Source organism: Prauserella endophytica (assembly GCF_005146945.1).
Taxonomy (GTDB): domain Bacteria; phylum Actinomycetota; class Actinomycetes; order Mycobacteriales; family Pseudonocardiaceae; genus Prauserella_A; species Prauserella_A endophytica.
Genome location: NZ_SWMS01000010.1, coordinates 31276 through 46794 on the forward strand (window position 1 = coordinate 31276; position 15519 = coordinate 46794).

Below are 15519 nucleotides of genomic sequence, written 5' to 3' on the forward strand. Positions count from 1 at the left end.
GCCGGGTTCCATGGTCATATGAAGTTCGGTGTCTCGACCTTTCTGACCGACGAGGGCATCCGGCCGGACGTGCTGGGCAGGGCGCTGGAGGAGCGCGGGTTCGACTCGCTCTTCGTGACCGAGCACTCGCACATCCCCGCCAGCAGGGAGTCGCCCTATCCTGGCGGCGGCGAGCTGCCGAGGATCTACTACCGGACCCTCGACCCCTTCGTGGCGCTCGCCGGCGCGGCCACGGTGACGAAGAACCTCCTGCTCGGGACCGGCGTGGCACTGCTGCCGCAGCGCGACGTGCTGCACACGGCGAACGAGGTGGCGAGCCTCGACCTGCTCTCCGGCGGGCGCTTCGTGTTCGGCGTCGGGGTCGGCTGGAACCGCGAGGAGATGCGCAACCACGGCACCGACCCGCGCACGCGGGGCAGGCTGATGGACGAGCAGCTCCAGGCGCTCAAGGCGCTCTGGACGCGGGAACGGGCGGAGTTCCACGGCGAGTTCGTGGACTTCGACCCCGTCTACGCGTGGCCGAAGCCCGTGCAGCGGCCGCATCCGCCGGTCTACATCGGCGGGGAGAGCCCGGCCGCGCTGGCCCGGCTCGTCGCGCACGGTGACGGCTGGCTGCCGCGCGCCGAGACCACGCCCGAGGAGATCCGCCGGGTCCGGAAGTGGCTCGCCGAGCAGGGCAGGCCGGACGTGCCGGTGACGATGTTCGCGATCGGGCGCAGGGCTTCGGCGGACCTCGCCGGGTGGGCCGACGCGGGGGTCGACCGGGTGACGTTCTACCTGCCGACCAAGCCGGAGGACGAGACCCTGCGCAGGCTCGACGAGTTCACCGCGCTCACCGAGCGTCACGGGAGGTAGGTTGATCGGAGAGGCACAGGGGCACGCAGAAGGGTTGGTACAGGCGTGAGTGACGTTCAGATCGGCATCGCGGCGGCGCTGGAGCAGTTCTCGCCGAGGGAGTCCATCAAGCTGGCGGCGCTGGCCGAGCAGCACGGGTTCTCCGGCCAGATGGCGGCCGACCACTTCCAGCCGTGGGTGCCGGCGCAGGGCGAGGCCTCGTTCGTGTGGAGCGTGCTGGCCTCGCTCGCCGAGAACACCACGGGAGACCTCGGGCCGGGGGTGACCTGCCCGTCGTTCCGGCTGCACCCGTCGATGGTGGCGCAGGCGGCAGCGACGCTGGAGGCGACGTACCCGGGTCGCACGTGGCTCGGCATCGGCTCCGGTGAGGCGCTCAATGAGCACGTCATCGGCGGCTACTGGCCGGAGGCGCCGGAGCGCGTGCGCCGGATGTTCGAGGCGCTCGAGATCATCCGCAAGCTGTTCACCGGCAAGGACGTCAAGCACAGCGGCGAGTTCTTCAAACTGCACACCACCCGCCTGTGGACGCTGCCGGACGCCCCGCCGCCGATCTACATCGCCTCTGCGGGCCCGTACACCTCGCGCAAGACCGGTGAGCTCGCCGACGGGCTGATCACGCCGGGCGCGTCGCTGGAGAAGCTCGCCGGCATCCTCGACAACTTCGGGAAGGGCGCCAAGAAGGCGGGAAAGGACCCGGACAGCATGCCGAAGCTGCTGCAGGTGCACCTCTCGTGGGCGGCGACCGACGACGAGGCCTGGAAGAACGCCATGGAGCAGTGGCCCAACGGTGGCATGAAGTTCCCGAAGGCCGACATCCGCTCGCCGTTCGACTTCGAGCAGATGGCCAAGCTGGTGCGCCCGGAGGACTTCGAGGGCCGCATGGTGGTGTCGTCGGATCCCGACGTGCATCGCGCGTCGCTGCAGAAGTTCATCGACGCCGGGTTCAACCGGATCTACATCCACAACGTGGGCCGCAACCAGGAGGAGTGGATCGAGACCTTCGGCCGCGAGGTGCTGCCGAAGCTCACCGCGTAACCCCGGGGCTCAGCTGCAGTGAAGGCCACCTTGCCTGCGTTCAACGCAGTGAAGGTGGCCTTCACTGCGTCCGGCCACTGCGTCCGGGGCGACCTAGTCGAGGAGCAGGTGGACCGAGAGCTCCAGGCGGTTGGCGACGTCGGCGGCGGAGGCTCTGCGCGTCACCCACGCCACCAGGTTCGCCATCCAGACGTCGGCGATGACGTGGAAGACGTCGCGATCGTGGTCGGTCGGCTCGTCGATGCCCATCGCCTTGGCGAACATGTTCTCCATGTGCCTGCCGACCTGCTCCACCTCGGCGGCCGCGGTGGTGTCGGCGAACATGAACGCCCGGACCATCGCCTCGGTGAGGTGCGGGTCGCGCTGCATCATCCGCGTGTTGCGGCCGAGCACGAACAGCAGCCGCTCGGTGGGCGTGTCGCCGGGGATGGAGCCGCGGTCGAGCTTGTCCTGCGCACGCTCGAACTCCCGCGCCAGCCCCGAGACGAGCAGGTGGATCTTAGAGGGGAAGTAGCGGTACAGGGTGCCGAGGGCGACGTCGGCGCGTTCGGCGACCGTCCGCATCTGGACGGCGTCGTACCCGCCCTTGGCGGCCAGCGCGAGCGTCGCGTCGAGAATGCGCTTGCGCCGGTCGCGCTGTGCGGCCGAGCCCAGCTCCTCGCCGCCGATCGGGCTCAGCGCGCCCCGGCCCTTCGTCTGGGCCGGTGCCTTGGGCTTGCTTGCCATCCGCAGTCTCCCCGTTGCAGAACTTGTTCCACTTTGCGTGCTCAGCGTACCTAATGCCGGACGTGGATCGGGTATGAGGTTGATCGCCCAAAAACTGAAACACGTTCTATAATCGCCCTCGTGTCGATCGCGATCACCGATGAGCAGCGCGCACTGGCCACGTCGATCCGTGCCTGGGCGGCAGGCGGGCGTGACCCCGATGGTCTCATCGGGATCGGGTTGCCCGCGATCGCCGTGCCCGAAGCCCTCGGCGGCGCTGGAGCCGGCGTGGCCGATCTCGCGGCCGGCGTCGAGGAGGCCGCCGCCGTGCTCGCGGAGGGGCCGCTGTTCGGCAGTCTCCTCGCGGGGCTCGTGCTGGCGCGGTTCCCTGACTTGCCCGTGGCGAAGGAGCTCGTCCCGGCACTGGCCGAGGGCACCGTCCGCGCCGCGGTGGCTCTCGGGCCCGGCGAGATGTCCGGGAGCCGGGCGCCCGGCGGCGGGCTCGTGGTGTCGGGCCGCACCCCGGCGATCCCTGACGCAGGAGACGCAGGGCAACTGCTGCTGGCCGCCCGCGTCGACGGCGGGCCCGTGTGGTTCGCCGTCGACGCCGCCCTGGTCACCGTGACGCCCGCGACCGCGTTCGACCCGTCGAGGCCGCTCGCCCGCGCCGAGCTGGCCGCCGTGGAGGTGCCGCCGGAGTCGGTGCTGCCCGGCGCGCCGGTCCCCGAGCTGGCCGCGACCCTCGCCGCCGCCGAGGCCGCGGGCGTGGCCGCCTGGTGCGTGCGCACCGCGAGCGAGTACGCGCGGGTGCGCGAGCAGTTCGGCCGCCCGATCGGGTCGTTCCAGGCCGTCAAGCACCTCTGCGCGGAGATGCTGTGCCGTTCCGAGCTGGCCTCGGCGCTGGCGTGGGACGCCGCGCGGGCGGCCGACGAGGACGGCACGGACCCCGCTCAGCACGCCTTCGCCGCCGCCGTCGCCGCCGCGGGCGCACTCGACGCCGCGGTGGACAACGCCAAGGACTGCATCCAGGTGCTCGGTGGCATCGGCTTCACGTGGGAGCACGACGCGCACCGCTACCTGCGCCGCGCGCTGGCTCTGCGGCAGCAGCTCGGTGGCGCGGCGCGCTGGCGGCGCCGGGCCGCGGAACTGGCGCTGACCGGCACCCGCAGAACCCTGGACATCGACCTCACCGGGCACGAGGACGACCCCGTCGCCGTGGAGGCCCGGCGGCTCGCCGCCGAGCTGGCCGGGCTCGAGGCTCACCGGCAACGCGAGCGGCTGGCCGAGACCGGCTACCTCGTGCCGCACTGGCCCCGGCCGCACGGGCTCGACGCGACCCCCGCGCAGCAGCTGCTCATCGACGCCGAGCTGCGCCGCGCAGGCGTGCGCAGGCCCGACCTGGTGATCGGCGCGTGGGCCGTCCCGACGATCCTGCGGCACGGCACCGCCGAGCAGCGCGAGCGGTTCACCGGGCCGACCCTGCGCGGCGAGCTCACGTGGTGTCAGCTGTTCAGTGAGCCCGGCGCCGGCTCCGACCTCGCCTCGCTGCGCACGAGGGCCGTGCGCGCCGAGGGCGGCTGGCGGCTCAGCGGGCAGAAGGTGTGGACATCGCTCGCGCACGAGGCCCACTGGGCGATCTGCCTCGCGCGCACCGATCCGGACGCGCCGAAACACCGCGGCATCACGTACTTCCTCGTGGACATGCGGGCCGAGGGCATCGAGATCAGGCCGCTGCGCGAGATCACCGGCGAGACGCGGTTCAACGAGGTGTTCCTCGACGACGTGTTCGTGCCCGACGCCGACGTGGTCGGCGAGGTGAACGACGGCTGGCGGCTGGCGAGGACCACGCTCGCCAACGAGCGGGTGGCCCTCGGTGGCGGATCCTCCGTGGGCGAGGCCGTGGAGCAGCTGCTGGCGGAGCACCCCGACCTCGGCACCGAGCGGCTCGGCGCCCTCGTGGTGCAGGGCTGCGCGGTGTCGGTGCTCGGGCTGCGCGACACGCTGCGCAGGCTCGGCGGCGGGGAACCGGGCGCGGAGTCGAGCGTGAGCAAGCTGCTGGGCGTGCGGCACCGGCAGGAGGTCGCCGAGGCGGCGCTCGACGCGCTCGGCGAGCACGGCGTGGTGGTCGACGAGTCGACATCGGCCGCGCAGCACGAGTTCCTGCTCACCCGGTGCCTGAGCATCGCGGGCGGCACCACGCAGGTGCTGCTCAGCGTGGTGGCCGAGCGGCTGCTGGGTCTGCCCCGGAGTTGATGAGGTAGCGGACATAGGTCCACTCCAGGAACCGTTCCACGCCTCGCACGACGTGGGCGCTGCGGATCGACGGGAACAGGTCGAACGCGTGCTGCGCGCCGGGGATCTCCGCGTACGCCACCGTGTTCGGGGAGAGCTCGCGCAGCCTGCGGACGAACTCGCGGGCCTCGCGCACCGGCACGAGCGTGTCGTGCTCGCCGTGGACGACGAAGAACGGCGGCGCCTTGTCGGTGATGCGGTCCAGCGGGGAGGCGGCCACGTACTCGTCGAGGAACTCCTCGGGGTCCTTGCCGACGACGAAGCGCGCGAGCAGGTGCCGCCGGGTCGTGCTCGCCCTCGACCCGCTCGTCGCGGCGAAGTCGTAGACCCCGTAGTGCGGCACGCACGCCTGCACGCTCGTGTCGATCTCGGTGAAGCCGGGCTGCAGGCGCGGGTCGTTGGGCGTGAGCGCGAGCAGTGCCGAGAGGTGCCCGCCCGCCGACCCACCGGTGGCCACCACGTAGTCAGGGTCGCCGCCGTACTCCGTGATGTGCTGGCGGATCCACGCCAGGGCCCGCTTGGCCGCGACGATGTGGTCGGGCCAGTGCGCCGAGGGCGAGAGCGGGTAGTTGATCGCCACGCACACCCACCCGCGCTGGGCCATGTGCAGCATCAGCGGGATGCCCTGCTGGTCCTTGTTCCCGACCGTCCACGCCCCGCCGTGCACCTGCAGCAGCACCGGCCTTCCGGACACGGGCTCGCGCGGCCGGTACACGTCGAGCAGGAACCGCCGCCCGCCAGGCGCGTAGGCGATGTCGCGGTCGCGGCGGACCTCCTTGTCGTGCATGCGGAACGGCAGCACGAGCTGGCCCCACGGTGTGGCGAGGTCCTTCGGACTCGGCGGCCTGCTCAGCTCCTGGCGGTAGGCGGGGCCGAGTGCCTCGACGAGGGCGTCCTCCACCGCGCCCTTCGCGCGCTGCGCCGACACGATGAGCGAGGCGAGGCCCGCCGCCGAGAGGCCCGCCATGGCGAGCCCGGGCTTGTCGGCCCGGCGAAGGCCGCGTTTGGCGATGTGGGCGGCCGTGTCCGCGACGGTGAGCGCGAGCAGGTGCGGCGCGAGTTCGGCGGTGAGCCAGCCGGCGAAGAACGCCGGGAACGCGGCACGGCTACCGGGCAGCGGACGCACGGCGTTGGCCGTGAACCCCAGTTGCACCGCCCGGCGGGTCCGGAACGAGGCATGCATGATCCACGAGCGTACCGATCTCGTTCGCCTACGCTAGGCGAGTGGAGCGATTGAGCGGGCTCGACGCGAGCTTTCTCTACCTGGAGACGTCCTCGCAGCCGCTGCACGTGTGCGGGCTGGTGACCGTCGACCCGTCGGCCGTTCCCGGCGGGTACGGCTTCGCACAGTTGCGCGCGCGGCTGGCCGAGCGGGTGCGGGGCAACCCCGTGTTCCGGCGCAGGCTCCACAACCCGCTCCTGAACCTGAACCACCCCGTGTGGGTGGAGGACGAGGACTTCGACCTCGACCGGCACGTGCACCGCGCCGAGGTGCCCGCGCCCGGCGGCCGGGAGCAGCTCGCCGAGGTGTGCGCCGGGATCGCGGGCACACGACTCGAACGGTCCAGGCCGCTGTGGGAGATCCACGTCCTGGAGGGGCTCGCCGACGGCGGGGTCGCCGTGCTGGCGAAGATGCACCACGCGAGCGTCGACGGCGTGAGCGGAGCGAACCTGCTGACCTACCTCGCCGGGCTGGAGCCCGACTCGCCGGCGCCGGAGCCCGGGGAGCCGGTGAACGCGGAACCGCCGGGCCAGCTCACGATGCTGCGCAGGAGCGCGTTGGACGTCGCCCGCAGGCCGGTGGAGCTGGCGCGGCTGCTGCCCGGCCTGGTCGGGCTGGTGCCGCGGTGGGTGGGCCGTTCACTGCAGGGCAAGGGCATGGCGACGCCGTTCACGGCGCCGCGCACGTCCTTCAACGGCACGATCACCGCCGAGCGCGCCGTCGCCTTCGCGCAGGTGGACCTCGACGACGTCAAGGCCATCAAGAACGCCTTCAACGTCACCGTCAACGACGCGGTGCTGGCGATGTGCGCCGGAGCGCTGCGCCGCTACCTGCTGGAGCGCGGGGAGCTGCCGGAGGATCCGCTCGTGGCGACGGTGCCGGTGTCGGTGCAGGAGCGCAGCGAGCGCGAGGCCGGCAGCAACCGCGTGTCCGCGTTCTTCGCCTCCCTGCCGACGCACCTGGCCGAGCCCGCCGCGCGCGTGTTCACGCTCGCCGAGAACAACCGGCTCTCGAAGGAGCACCACCACACCATCGACGCCGACATGCTGCAGGACTGGGCGCAGTTCGCGGCGGCGACGACGTTCGGCCTTGCCGTGCGCGCCTACTCGGCGTTCCGGCTGGCCGAGAAGCACCCGGTGGTGCACAACCTGGTGATCTCGAACGTCCCGGGCCCGCCGGTGCCGATCTATCTCCTCGGCGCGCGCGTCACCGGCCTGTACCCGCTCGGCCCGGTCTTCCACGGCGCCGGGCTGAACATCACCGTGCTCTCGCAGGCCGGCAAGGTCGACATCGGCCTGCTCGCCGCACGAGAACTCGTTCCAGATCTATGGCACCTCGCCGACGCGATGCCGGACGCGCTCGAGGAACTACTCGCCGCGAGGCCCTGATCCACCTGCCCCCAAGGCCACCTTTGTTGCGTTCAGCGCAGCAAAGGTGGCCTTGAGGGCAGGTAGGGGAGCGTTGGCGAGGGTGGGGGTTGCCGTGATCGGCTCCTGTGGTGAACACTAGAACGTGTTTCAGTCTTGGGCGGTTCTGGGCCAGTGAGGAGCAGCGTGGACTTCACCCCCGACGAGACCCAGCGTGAGATCGCCGAGCTCACCGCCGGGGTCCTGCGCAGGGCGGGCGACGACGGCGAGGCAGCCTGGCGCGGGCTCGCCGAGGCGGGCCTGCTGGCGTTGTCGCTGCCCGCCGAGCTCGGCGGTGACGGGCTCGGCGTCGCCGAGGTCGCCGCCGTGCTCACCGAGACGGGCCGGGCCGCCGCGCCGGTGCCCGCCCTCGCGACGCTCGCGCTCGGCGTGCTGCCGCTGGGCCGCCTCGGCACTCCCGCGCAGCGGGCCACCCTCCTGCCGGATGTCGCCGAGGGGCAGGCCGTGCTCACGGCCGCGCTGCACGAACCGTCCGCGCCGCTCACCACCAGGCCGGCCACCACGGCCACCCCGGTGGACGGCGCGTGGCTGCTCACCGGCGTCAAGACCGCCGTGCCGTACGCCGCCACCGCGCGCCGCGTGCTGGTGCCCGCGTCCGTCCCCGGCGGCACCGGCGTCTTCCTGGTGGACCCCCACGGCGAGGGCGTCACGGTCACCGCGACCCCGGCCTCGGCGGGCGGTCCCGAGCACACGCTCCGCCTCGACGACGCGGCGGTCGCCGACGAGGACCTGCTCGACACGCGCAGCGCCGGTGAGGGCCTGCGGGTGCTGCACCGGTACGCGCTGGCCGGGGCCGCCGCGGTGGGCGACGGCGCGCTCGCGGGCGCGCTCGCGCTCACCACCACCCACCTCGGCACGCGCGAGCAGTTCGGCAGGCCGCTCGCCACGTTCCAGGCCGTCGCCCAGCAGATCGCCGACGTCTACATCGCCTCGCGCACGGTGCACCTCGCGGCGACGTCGGCCGTGTGGCGGCTCGGCACGGGTCTGGACCCGGATGCCGAGCTCGACATCGCCACCTACTGGCTCGCGCGGGAGGCGCCCGCCGCTCTCGCCGCGTGCCACCACCTGCACGGCGGGATCGGCCTCGACATCACCTATCCGCTGCACCGCTACTCGTCGCTCGTCAAGGACCTCGTGCGCGGCCTCGGCGGCGTGGAGTCGCGAGTGGACGGAGTCGGCGCGCTCGTGGGAGGTGTGTGATGGACATCGAGCTCACCCCGGCACAGCGCCAGCTGCGCGCCGAGCTGCGCCGCTACTTCGCGAACCTGGTGACGCCTGAGGAGCGCAGGACGATGCTGCGCGAGCGGCACGGCGAGACCTACCGCGCGATCGTGCGCCGCATGGGCCGGGACGGCTGGCTCGGCGTCGGCTGGCCCGAGGAGTACGGCGGCCGGGGCTTCGGCCCCGTCGAGCAGCACCTCTTCGCCGACGAGGCGGCGCGGGCGGACGTGCAGCTGCCGTCGGTGACCCTGCAGACAGTCGGGCCGACCCTGCAGCAGTTCGGCACCGACGAACAGAAAGGGCTGTTCCTGCCGAAGATCCTCGCCGGTGAGGTGCATTTCGCCATCGGCTACAGCGAGCCGGACGCCGGCACCGACCTCGCCTCGCTGCGCACCTCCGCCGTCAGGGAGGGCGACCACTACGTCGTCAACGGGCAGAAGATCTTCACCACCGGCGGGCACGACGCCGACTACATCTGGCTCGCCGTGCGCACCGACCCGGACGCCCCCAGGCACAAGGGCATCTCGATCCTCATCGTCGACACGCGCGACCCCGGCTACTCCTGGACCCCGATCATCACGTGCGACGGCGCGCACCACGTCAACGCCACGTACTACTCGGACGTCCGTGTGCCCGCGAACATGCTGGTGGGCGAGGAGAACCGCGGCTGGGGCCTCATCACAACGCAGCTCAACCACGAGCGCGTGATGCTCGGACCCGCCGGGCGCATCGGGGGTCTCTACGACCGGGTGCGCGACTGGGCGGCCGCCCGCAAGACGCCCGACGGCACACCGTTGCTGGACCTGCCCGACGTGCGCAGGGCGCTCGCCGAGACGCTCGCCGTGGTGCGCGTGAACGAGCTGCTCAACTGGCAGGTCGCCGTGTCGGAGCCGGGTTCGGTGGCCGACGCGTCGGCCACCAAGGTGTTCTCCTCCGACCGGCAGCAGCGGGCGAGCCGGGCACTGGAGGAGATCGTCGGCAGGCACGGTGACCTCGCCGACCCCGAGACCGCCGAGCTGGCCGCGTGGCTGGACGTGCTGGCGAAACGCAACATCGTGCTGACCTTCGGCGGCGGCGTCAACGAGATCCAACGGGAGCTGATCGCGATGTTCGGGCTGGGCCTGCCGAGGGTGCCGCGATGATCGATGTCGAGGAGGCCGCGCGGCGGATCGCGGCGAAGGGGGAGTCGCGGCCGAGGCTCGCGCGAGACCCGGTGAACCAGGCGATGGTCAACAACTGGGTCGAGGCGCTCGGCGACGCGAACCCCGTCTACACCGATCCCGAGTTCGCGGCGAGCTCCGTCCACGGTGGACTCGTCGCGCCGCCAGCGATGGCGCAGGTATGGTCGATGAACGGGCTGCACGGCCAGCGGGCCGCCGACGACCCGCTCGGCGCTATGATGTCCATTCTGGACGAAGCCGGTTACACCTCCGTGGTGGCGACCAACTCCGAGCAGACCTACCACCGCTACCTGCGGCCCGGCGAGCACGTGTCGTCGTCGATCCGGCTCGAGGACGTCACCGGGCCCAAGCGCACCGCGCTCGGCGAGGGCTGGTTCGTCACCACGAGGACCACCTGGCGGGTCGGCGACGAGGTCGTGGCTGAGATGGTGTTCCGCGTGCTGAAGTTCAGCCCCGCGGCGCGGCGGGAGACCGTGCCGGACGCCGGTGCGGTGCTGCGGCCGGTGATCAGCCGTGACACCGAGTTCTTCTGGGAGGGCACCCGCAAGGGTGAGCTGCGGATCCAGCGCTGGGGCGACGTGCTGCGCCACCCGCCGGGCCCGCTGCCGCCCGACGGGGACCTGACGGCCGAACCGGATTACGTCGTGGCCGAGGGCACCGGCGCCGTCTACAGCTACCTCGTGCACCACCACCCACAGGTGCCCGGCAAGAAGCTGCCGTTCGTGGTCGCGCTCGTGGAGCTGGCCGAGGGTGTGCGGGTGCTCGGCGAGCTGGTCGACACGGATCCGGAGGATGTCCACATCGGACTCCCGGTCGAGGTGACCTTCCTGCGCGTGGACGACGAGCTGACCCTGCCGGCCTGGAAGGTGCGCGCATGACCATCGCGATCGGCACCGAGCTGCCGGAACTGACCATCGAGGCCACACCGACGTTCGTGATCAGCACGGCACTGGCCACCCGCGACTTCCAGGACGTTCACCACGACCGCGACGCCGCGGTCTCCCGTGGCTCGAAGGACATCTTCGTCAACATCCTCACAGACACCGGCCTGGTGCAGCGGTTCGTCACCGACTGGGCGGGCCCGGAGGCACTCGTGCGCTCGATCAGGATCCGGCTCGGCGTGCCGTGTTACGCCTACGACGTCCTCACGTTCACCGGCCACGTGACCGCGGTCGACGGCGACGACGCGGAGATCGCCGTTACCGCGAAGGGGAGCCTCGGTGACCACGTCACGGGCACGGTGCGCGTGACACTGCCGGGAGCGGGCTCATGACACTCGCGGGCAGGGCGGCGATCGCGGGCATCGGCGCCACCGAGTTCTCCAAGGACTCAGGGCGCAGCGAGCTGCGGCTGGCCGCCGAGGCGGTGAGCGCGGCACTCGCCGACGCCGGGCTCACGCCGTCCGATGTGGATGGTCTGGTGACGTTCACCATGGACGGGAACGCGGAGATCGCCGTCGCCCGTGAGCTGGGCATCCCCGAGCTGACGTTCTTCAGCCGCGTGCACTACGGCGGCGGCGCCGCGGCCGCGACCGTGCAGCAGGCGGCGATGGCGGTGGCCACCGGGGTCGCCGACGTGGTCGTGGCCTACCGGGCGTTCAACGAACGCTCGGGGCACCGGTTCGGACAGGTGTCCTCCGCCGCCGCGCAGCAGGTGAACACGTCCGGTGTGGACAACGGCTTCCACTACCCGATGGGCCTGGCCACGCCCGCCGCGACCGTGGCGATGGTGGCTCAGCGGTACCTGCACACCTACGGCGCGACGAGCGAGGACTTCGGCCGCGTCGCCGTGCTCGACCGCAAGCACGCGGCGACCAACCCGCGCGCGTGGTTCCACGGCAAGCCGATCACGCTGGAACAGCACCAGGCCTCGCGCTGGGTAGCCGAGCCGCTTCACCTGCTCGACTGCTGCCAGGAGAGCGACGGCGGCGTGGCCCTCGTGATCACCAGCGCCGAGCGGGCCCGCGACCTCGCGCAGCCGCCCGTCGTGGTGGCGGCCGCCGCGCAGGGCAGCGGCCCCGACCAGTACATCATGACCAGCTACTACCGCGACGACCTCGCCGCACTGCCCGAGATGGGCGTCGTGGCACGGCAGCTGTGGCGGCAGTCCGGGCTCGAGAGGTCCGATGTGGACGTCGCCGTGCTGTACGACCACTTCACGCCGTACGTGCTGATGCAGCTCGAGGAGCTCGGGTTCTGCGGCCGGGGCGAGGCCAAGGACCTCGTGGCGAGCGGTGCGCTGGAACTGGACGGCTCGCTGCCCCTCAACCCGCATGGCGGCCAGCTCGGCGAGGCCTACATCCACGGCATGAACGGCATCGCGGAGGGTGTGCGGCAGGTGCGGGGCACCGCCGTGAACCAGGTGCCCGGCGCCCGCCACGTTCTCGTCACGGCGGGCACCGGGGTACCCACGAGCGGCCTGATCCTCACCGCCGCCTGACCCGGCGGCCAGTGCCAGCTGTCGGCGAAGTGGTTGTCGAACCGCTCCTGCTTCTCCAGGTTCTCGCGCGGGCTCGCCTTTCCCCTTGCTGACCAGCTCGCCGAGGCGGAGGTACTCGAACCGCTCATCACGAGCCCGTCGGCCTCGGCGTCCTCCGCCGCGCCGAAGGCGGGTGGCATACCCTTCGGCGCCGCGAGGAAGTCGCCCTCCTCCAGGGTCACCACGCGGTCGCCCGCGAGCGCGCGCAGGCGCCGCCGAGCACGGAGAGCAGCTCGGTGGAGCCGCGGTGGACGTGCGGCGGCGGGCCCATCGGCGCTGAGCGGACATGCCGAGTTCGCCCATCACGCCTCGTGGCGCACGCCGCGCCGCCAGACGCCGGCGATGGCCCGGGTGGCCGTGATGTCACGGGTCGGGTCGCCCTCCACGAGCACCAGGTCGGCCCGCAGCCCCGGGGCGATCCGGCCACGGTCGGCGAGGCCGAACACGCGAGCGGGCACGCTGGTGGCCGCGGCCAGCGCCTCGGCGGGATCGAACCCGGCGGAAGTCAGCAGCTCCAGCTCCCGGTGCATGCTCTCGCCGTGCACGGGCGCGAACGGGGTGGCGTCGGTGCCCGCCAGCAGCGTCACGCCGGCCCGGCGTAGGGCCTTCGCGGCGGCGACGGCCTTGCCGAGGTCGGCGATCACCTCGAAGTAGGTGAGCGTGCTGACCACGAACACGCCCTGTGTGGCGATCCGCGCGGCGAGGTCGGCGGCGGCCGGGTCGCCCCCGGCGAGGTCGCCGAAGACGTGGGCGAGGCCGTCGACCCCGGCGTCCAGCGCGATGCCGACCTCCCGCGCGGTGATCGCGTGGGCGATGGACCGCAGGCCGTGGGCGTGCCCCGCGCGCACGAGCGCGGTCACGATCTCGGGCGAGAGCGCGGGCAGCTCCTCGCCCCGCAGCTCGCCGTCCTCGATCACGAGCTTGAGATAGTCGCTGCCCTCCGCAAGGCGGGCCTCGACGAACGCCGGGACGTCGGCGACGGCCGAGATCGTCGTGAACGCGCCCACGGCGTCCCCGAGCTGGGCCGTGTCGAGTTGCTTCATCAGCTGGCTGGGGTGCCCGCCGGGCGCGGTGGCGAGCAGGCCCGCGCTGCGCATGTCGGCCACGTCGTCGTGCTCGGCCGCCAGCTTGCGCTGTCGTTCCAGGTTGCCGGGCAGGCAGAACATGTCGAGCTCGGTGGTGACGCCATGGCGAAGCGCCTGCGCGAGGCTGCCGTCGAAGACGTGGGTGTGGGCGTCGATCAGTCCGGGCAGCAGGGTCCGGCCCCGCCCGTCGACGACGACGTCGGGCTCGGGGCCGGGTTCGGCGAGCACGGCGCCGTCGATGAGCACGTCGGCCGTGGGCCGGCTCCGCTCGCCGTCGAACACGCGGACGTCGTGGATCAGGGTGCGCATGGGATCTCCTCGGTGCGGTCCGGCACGGGTCACCGGATCGCGACCAGGAGCCCGGGCCGGGCCGCACGTGTGACATCGATGAGACCTGGGTCACGGTCTTGCCCAGTAGGTCACACCCGGCGGCGTGCGAGGCTCAGAGGTGGTGACGCGACAGGAGGACTCGCGATGACCGATCCGGCGACCCAGACGTTCCTCGACCACCGCGAGCTGCTGTTCTCCGTGGTGTACAACCTCCTCGGCACGGTCTCCGACACCGAGGACGTGCTGCAGGAGACGTGGCTCGCGTGGGCGCCGCGCGCCCGCTCCGGGGAGCCCGTCGCCAACCCCAGGGCGTACCTGGTGCGGATCGCGGTGAACCAGGCACTCGGCAGCCGCGCCGCCATCAACAGGCGGCGCGAGACCTACGTGGGCCAGTGGCTGCCCGAGCCGCTCGTGGAAGGGGAGAGCGACCCGGTGGAGCGCGCCGAGTCGACGTCGATGGCGCTGCTCGTGGTGCTGGAGACGCTGAGCCCGCTGGAACGCGCGGTGTTCGTGCTGCACGAGGTGTTCGGCTACGCCCACACCGAGACCGCGGAGATCCTCGGCCGCAGTCCCTCGGCGGTGCGCCAGCTCGCCCACCGCGCCCGCGAGCACATGCACGCGCGGCGGCCCCGGTACCGGCCCGATCCGGCGATCCGGCGCGAGGTCACGGAGCGGTTCCTCGCCGCGGCGCTCGGCGGCGAACTGGAAGCACTGCTGGAGGTGCTCGCGCCCGACGTGACCCTCTGGACCGACGGCGGCGGCAAGGGCCCGGCGCGCAGCCTGTCACCCGTCCACGGCCGCGACGCGGTCGCGCGTCTCTTCGTCGCGGTGGCAGCGCATGCCCCGCCGGCGATGGACGTGCGGTACCGCCGCGTGAACGGTGACCCCTCGGCCGTGCTGTTCGACGGCGACGCCCCGTTCGCGGTGTTCGTGCTCGACCTCAGCCCCGACGGCGACCGGGTGGCCGCCATCTACTCGGTCACCAACCCCGACAAGCTGAGCGGCGTCCGCTGACCCGTGTCCCGGGCATCACCTGCTTGACCCTTGGCGTGGGTGCCGTCGCGTGCGACGGTTGTCCCCACGGTGCGGCGAGTGAGGTGATGATGCAGATCCCGGGGATCGTGGCGTGGCTGCTGACTGGCGCCTTCCTACTGCTCACCCTGCCCTGCGTGGTGCGCCTGGTGCGGCTCGACTACGTGCGGCTCGGCGGCGGGGTGCGGCACATCGACCTCGCCGGCCTGCTCATGACCCTCGCCATGGTGGCCATGGTGTCGCCCGTCGGCGCACCCATCCCCGTGCCGGGCTGGCAGGCACTGTTCCTGCTCACCGCCGGCTGGTTCATCGCGGGTGCCGTGCGCAACCGCGTGGCCGATGGCGTGTGCCGCCGCTGCGACCTGCACCATGCCCTCGCGGCGGTGGCGATGCTCTACATGCTCACCGCGATGCCCCACGGCGGGCACGGCACGTGGCCGACCATGGTCACGGGCGACGCGGGTGGCCTGGCGTGGCCGGTGGTGGCCGCGCTGGCGGCCGCGTACTTCTCCTTCGACGGGGTCCAGACCGCCGTGCGCGCACTGCGTTCCCGCGGCCGCGGCACCCTCCCGGAAGGGTTCGGCTCCCGCACCCTCTGCCGCACCGTCATGGGCCTCGGCATGGGCTACATGTTCCTCGCCGCGCTGTAGGCCAGG

Annotated in this window: 14 protein-coding genes; 11 read left to right on the forward strand and 3 right to left on the reverse strand. The window is 72.4% G+C overall.

Annotated features, from left to right (window positions below):
• Nucleotides 1-18: 18 nt before the first annotated feature.
• A complete protein-coding gene (locus FCN18_RS18785; RefSeq protein ID WP_112267086.1) occupies nt 19-855 on the forward strand; it encodes an LLM class F420-dependent oxidoreductase in 837 nt (278 codons plus the stop codon).
• 45 nt (nt 856-900) lie between these two features.
• Nucleotides 901-1890, forward strand: a complete 990-nt coding sequence (locus FCN18_RS18790; protein WP_112267084.1) for a TIGR03557 family F420-dependent LLM class oxidoreductase — start codon at nt 901-903, stop codon at nt 1888-1890.
• A 93-nt stretch (nt 1891-1983) separates the two neighbouring features.
• On the opposite strand, the gene kstR is transcribed toward FCN18_RS18790, so the two are convergent.
• On the reverse strand, nt 1984-2616 hold the full coding sequence (gene kstR, locus FCN18_RS18795; protein WP_112267082.1) for a cholesterol catabolism transcriptional regulator KstR: 633 nt from the start codon (nt 2614-2616) through the stop codon (nt 1984-1986).
• A gap of 120 nt (nt 2617-2736) precedes the next feature.
• Here kstR and FCN18_RS18800 point away from each other — a divergent pair, with 120 nt between their 5' ends.
• Nucleotides 2737-4848 (forward strand): acyl-CoA dehydrogenase family protein, encoded by a 2112-nt coding sequence (locus tag FCN18_RS18800; RefSeq protein WP_137095728.1) that lies wholly within the window; start codon nt 2737-2739, stop codon nt 4846-4848.
• On the opposite strand, the gene FCN18_RS18805 is transcribed toward FCN18_RS18800, so the two are convergent.
• Entirely contained in the window at nt 4805-6070 is a 1266-nt protein-coding gene (locus FCN18_RS18805; protein ID WP_113643988.1) for an alpha/beta hydrolase, read from the reverse strand. The two genes, FCN18_RS18800 and FCN18_RS18805, sit on opposite strands and share 44 nt — an antisense overlap.
• 41 nt (nt 6071-6111) lie before the next feature.
• On the opposite strand from FCN18_RS18805, the gene FCN18_RS18810 reads away from it, so the two are divergent.
• The 6 genes from FCN18_RS18810 (at nt 6112) to FCN18_RS18835 (ending at nt 12377) form a co-directional block, all read left to right on the forward strand.
• On the forward strand, nt 6112-7497 hold the full coding sequence (locus FCN18_RS18810; RefSeq protein WP_137095729.1) for a WS/DGAT/MGAT family O-acyltransferase: 1386 nt from the start codon (nt 6112-6114) through the stop codon (nt 7495-7497).
• A 165-nt stretch (nt 7498-7662) separates the two neighbouring features.
• Nucleotides 7663-8736: an acyl-CoA dehydrogenase family protein gene (locus tag FCN18_RS18815; RefSeq protein WP_137095730.1), complete on the forward strand. Its 1074-nt coding sequence runs from the start codon at nt 7663-7665 to the stop codon at nt 8734-8736.
• Nucleotides 8736-9899: an acyl-CoA dehydrogenase family protein gene (locus FCN18_RS18820; RefSeq protein WP_137095731.1), complete on the forward strand. Its 1164-nt coding sequence runs from the start codon at nt 8736-8738 to the stop codon at nt 9897-9899. The genes FCN18_RS18815 and FCN18_RS18820 overlap by 1 nt, the downstream gene beginning before the upstream one ends.
• Entirely contained in the window at nt 9899-10816 is a 918-nt protein-coding gene (locus tag FCN18_RS18825; RefSeq protein WP_112268255.1) for a bifunctional MaoC family dehydratase N-terminal/OB-fold nucleic acid binding domain-containing protein, read from the forward strand. Before FCN18_RS18820 ends, FCN18_RS18825 begins: the two co-directional genes overlap by 1 nt.
• The gene (locus tag FCN18_RS18830; RefSeq protein ID WP_113643992.1) at nt 10813-11211 is read left to right on the forward strand and encodes a MaoC family dehydratase; all 399 of its coding nucleotides are present in this window, start codon (nt 10813-10815) and stop codon (nt 11209-11211) included. The genes FCN18_RS18825 and FCN18_RS18830 overlap by 4 nt, the downstream gene beginning before the upstream one ends.
• Nucleotides 11208-12377 carry a lipid-transfer protein gene (locus tag FCN18_RS18835; protein ID WP_137095732.1) on the forward strand — a complete coding sequence of 390 codons (1170 nt, stop codon included), beginning with the start codon at nt 11208-11210 and terminating at the stop codon, nt 12375-12377. Before FCN18_RS18830 ends, FCN18_RS18835 begins: the two co-directional genes overlap by 4 nt.
• A 341-nt stretch (nt 12378-12718) precedes the next feature.
• Here the strand turns inward: FCN18_RS18835 and FCN18_RS18840 are convergent, their stop codons facing one another.
• Nucleotides 12719-13810, reverse strand: a complete 1092-nt coding sequence (locus tag FCN18_RS18840; protein WP_113643994.1) for an amidohydrolase family protein — start codon at nt 13808-13810, stop codon at nt 12719-12721.
• A gap of 165 nt (nt 13811-13975) precedes the next feature.
• Here FCN18_RS18840 and sigJ point away from each other — a divergent pair, with 165 nt between their 5' ends.
• Together sigJ and FCN18_RS18850 are read left to right on the forward strand one after the other, a co-directional pair.
• Entirely contained in the window at nt 13976-14845 is an 870-nt protein-coding gene (gene sigJ, locus FCN18_RS18845; RefSeq protein WP_112267064.1) for an RNA polymerase sigma factor SigJ, read from the forward strand.
• 89 nt (nt 14846-14934) lie between these two features.
• Nucleotides 14935-15513: a DUF5134 domain-containing protein gene (locus tag FCN18_RS18850; protein ID WP_112268253.1), complete on the forward strand. Its 579-nt coding sequence runs from the start codon at nt 14935-14937 to the stop codon at nt 15511-15513.
• The last annotated feature ends 6 nt before the right edge of the window (nt 15514-15519 follow it).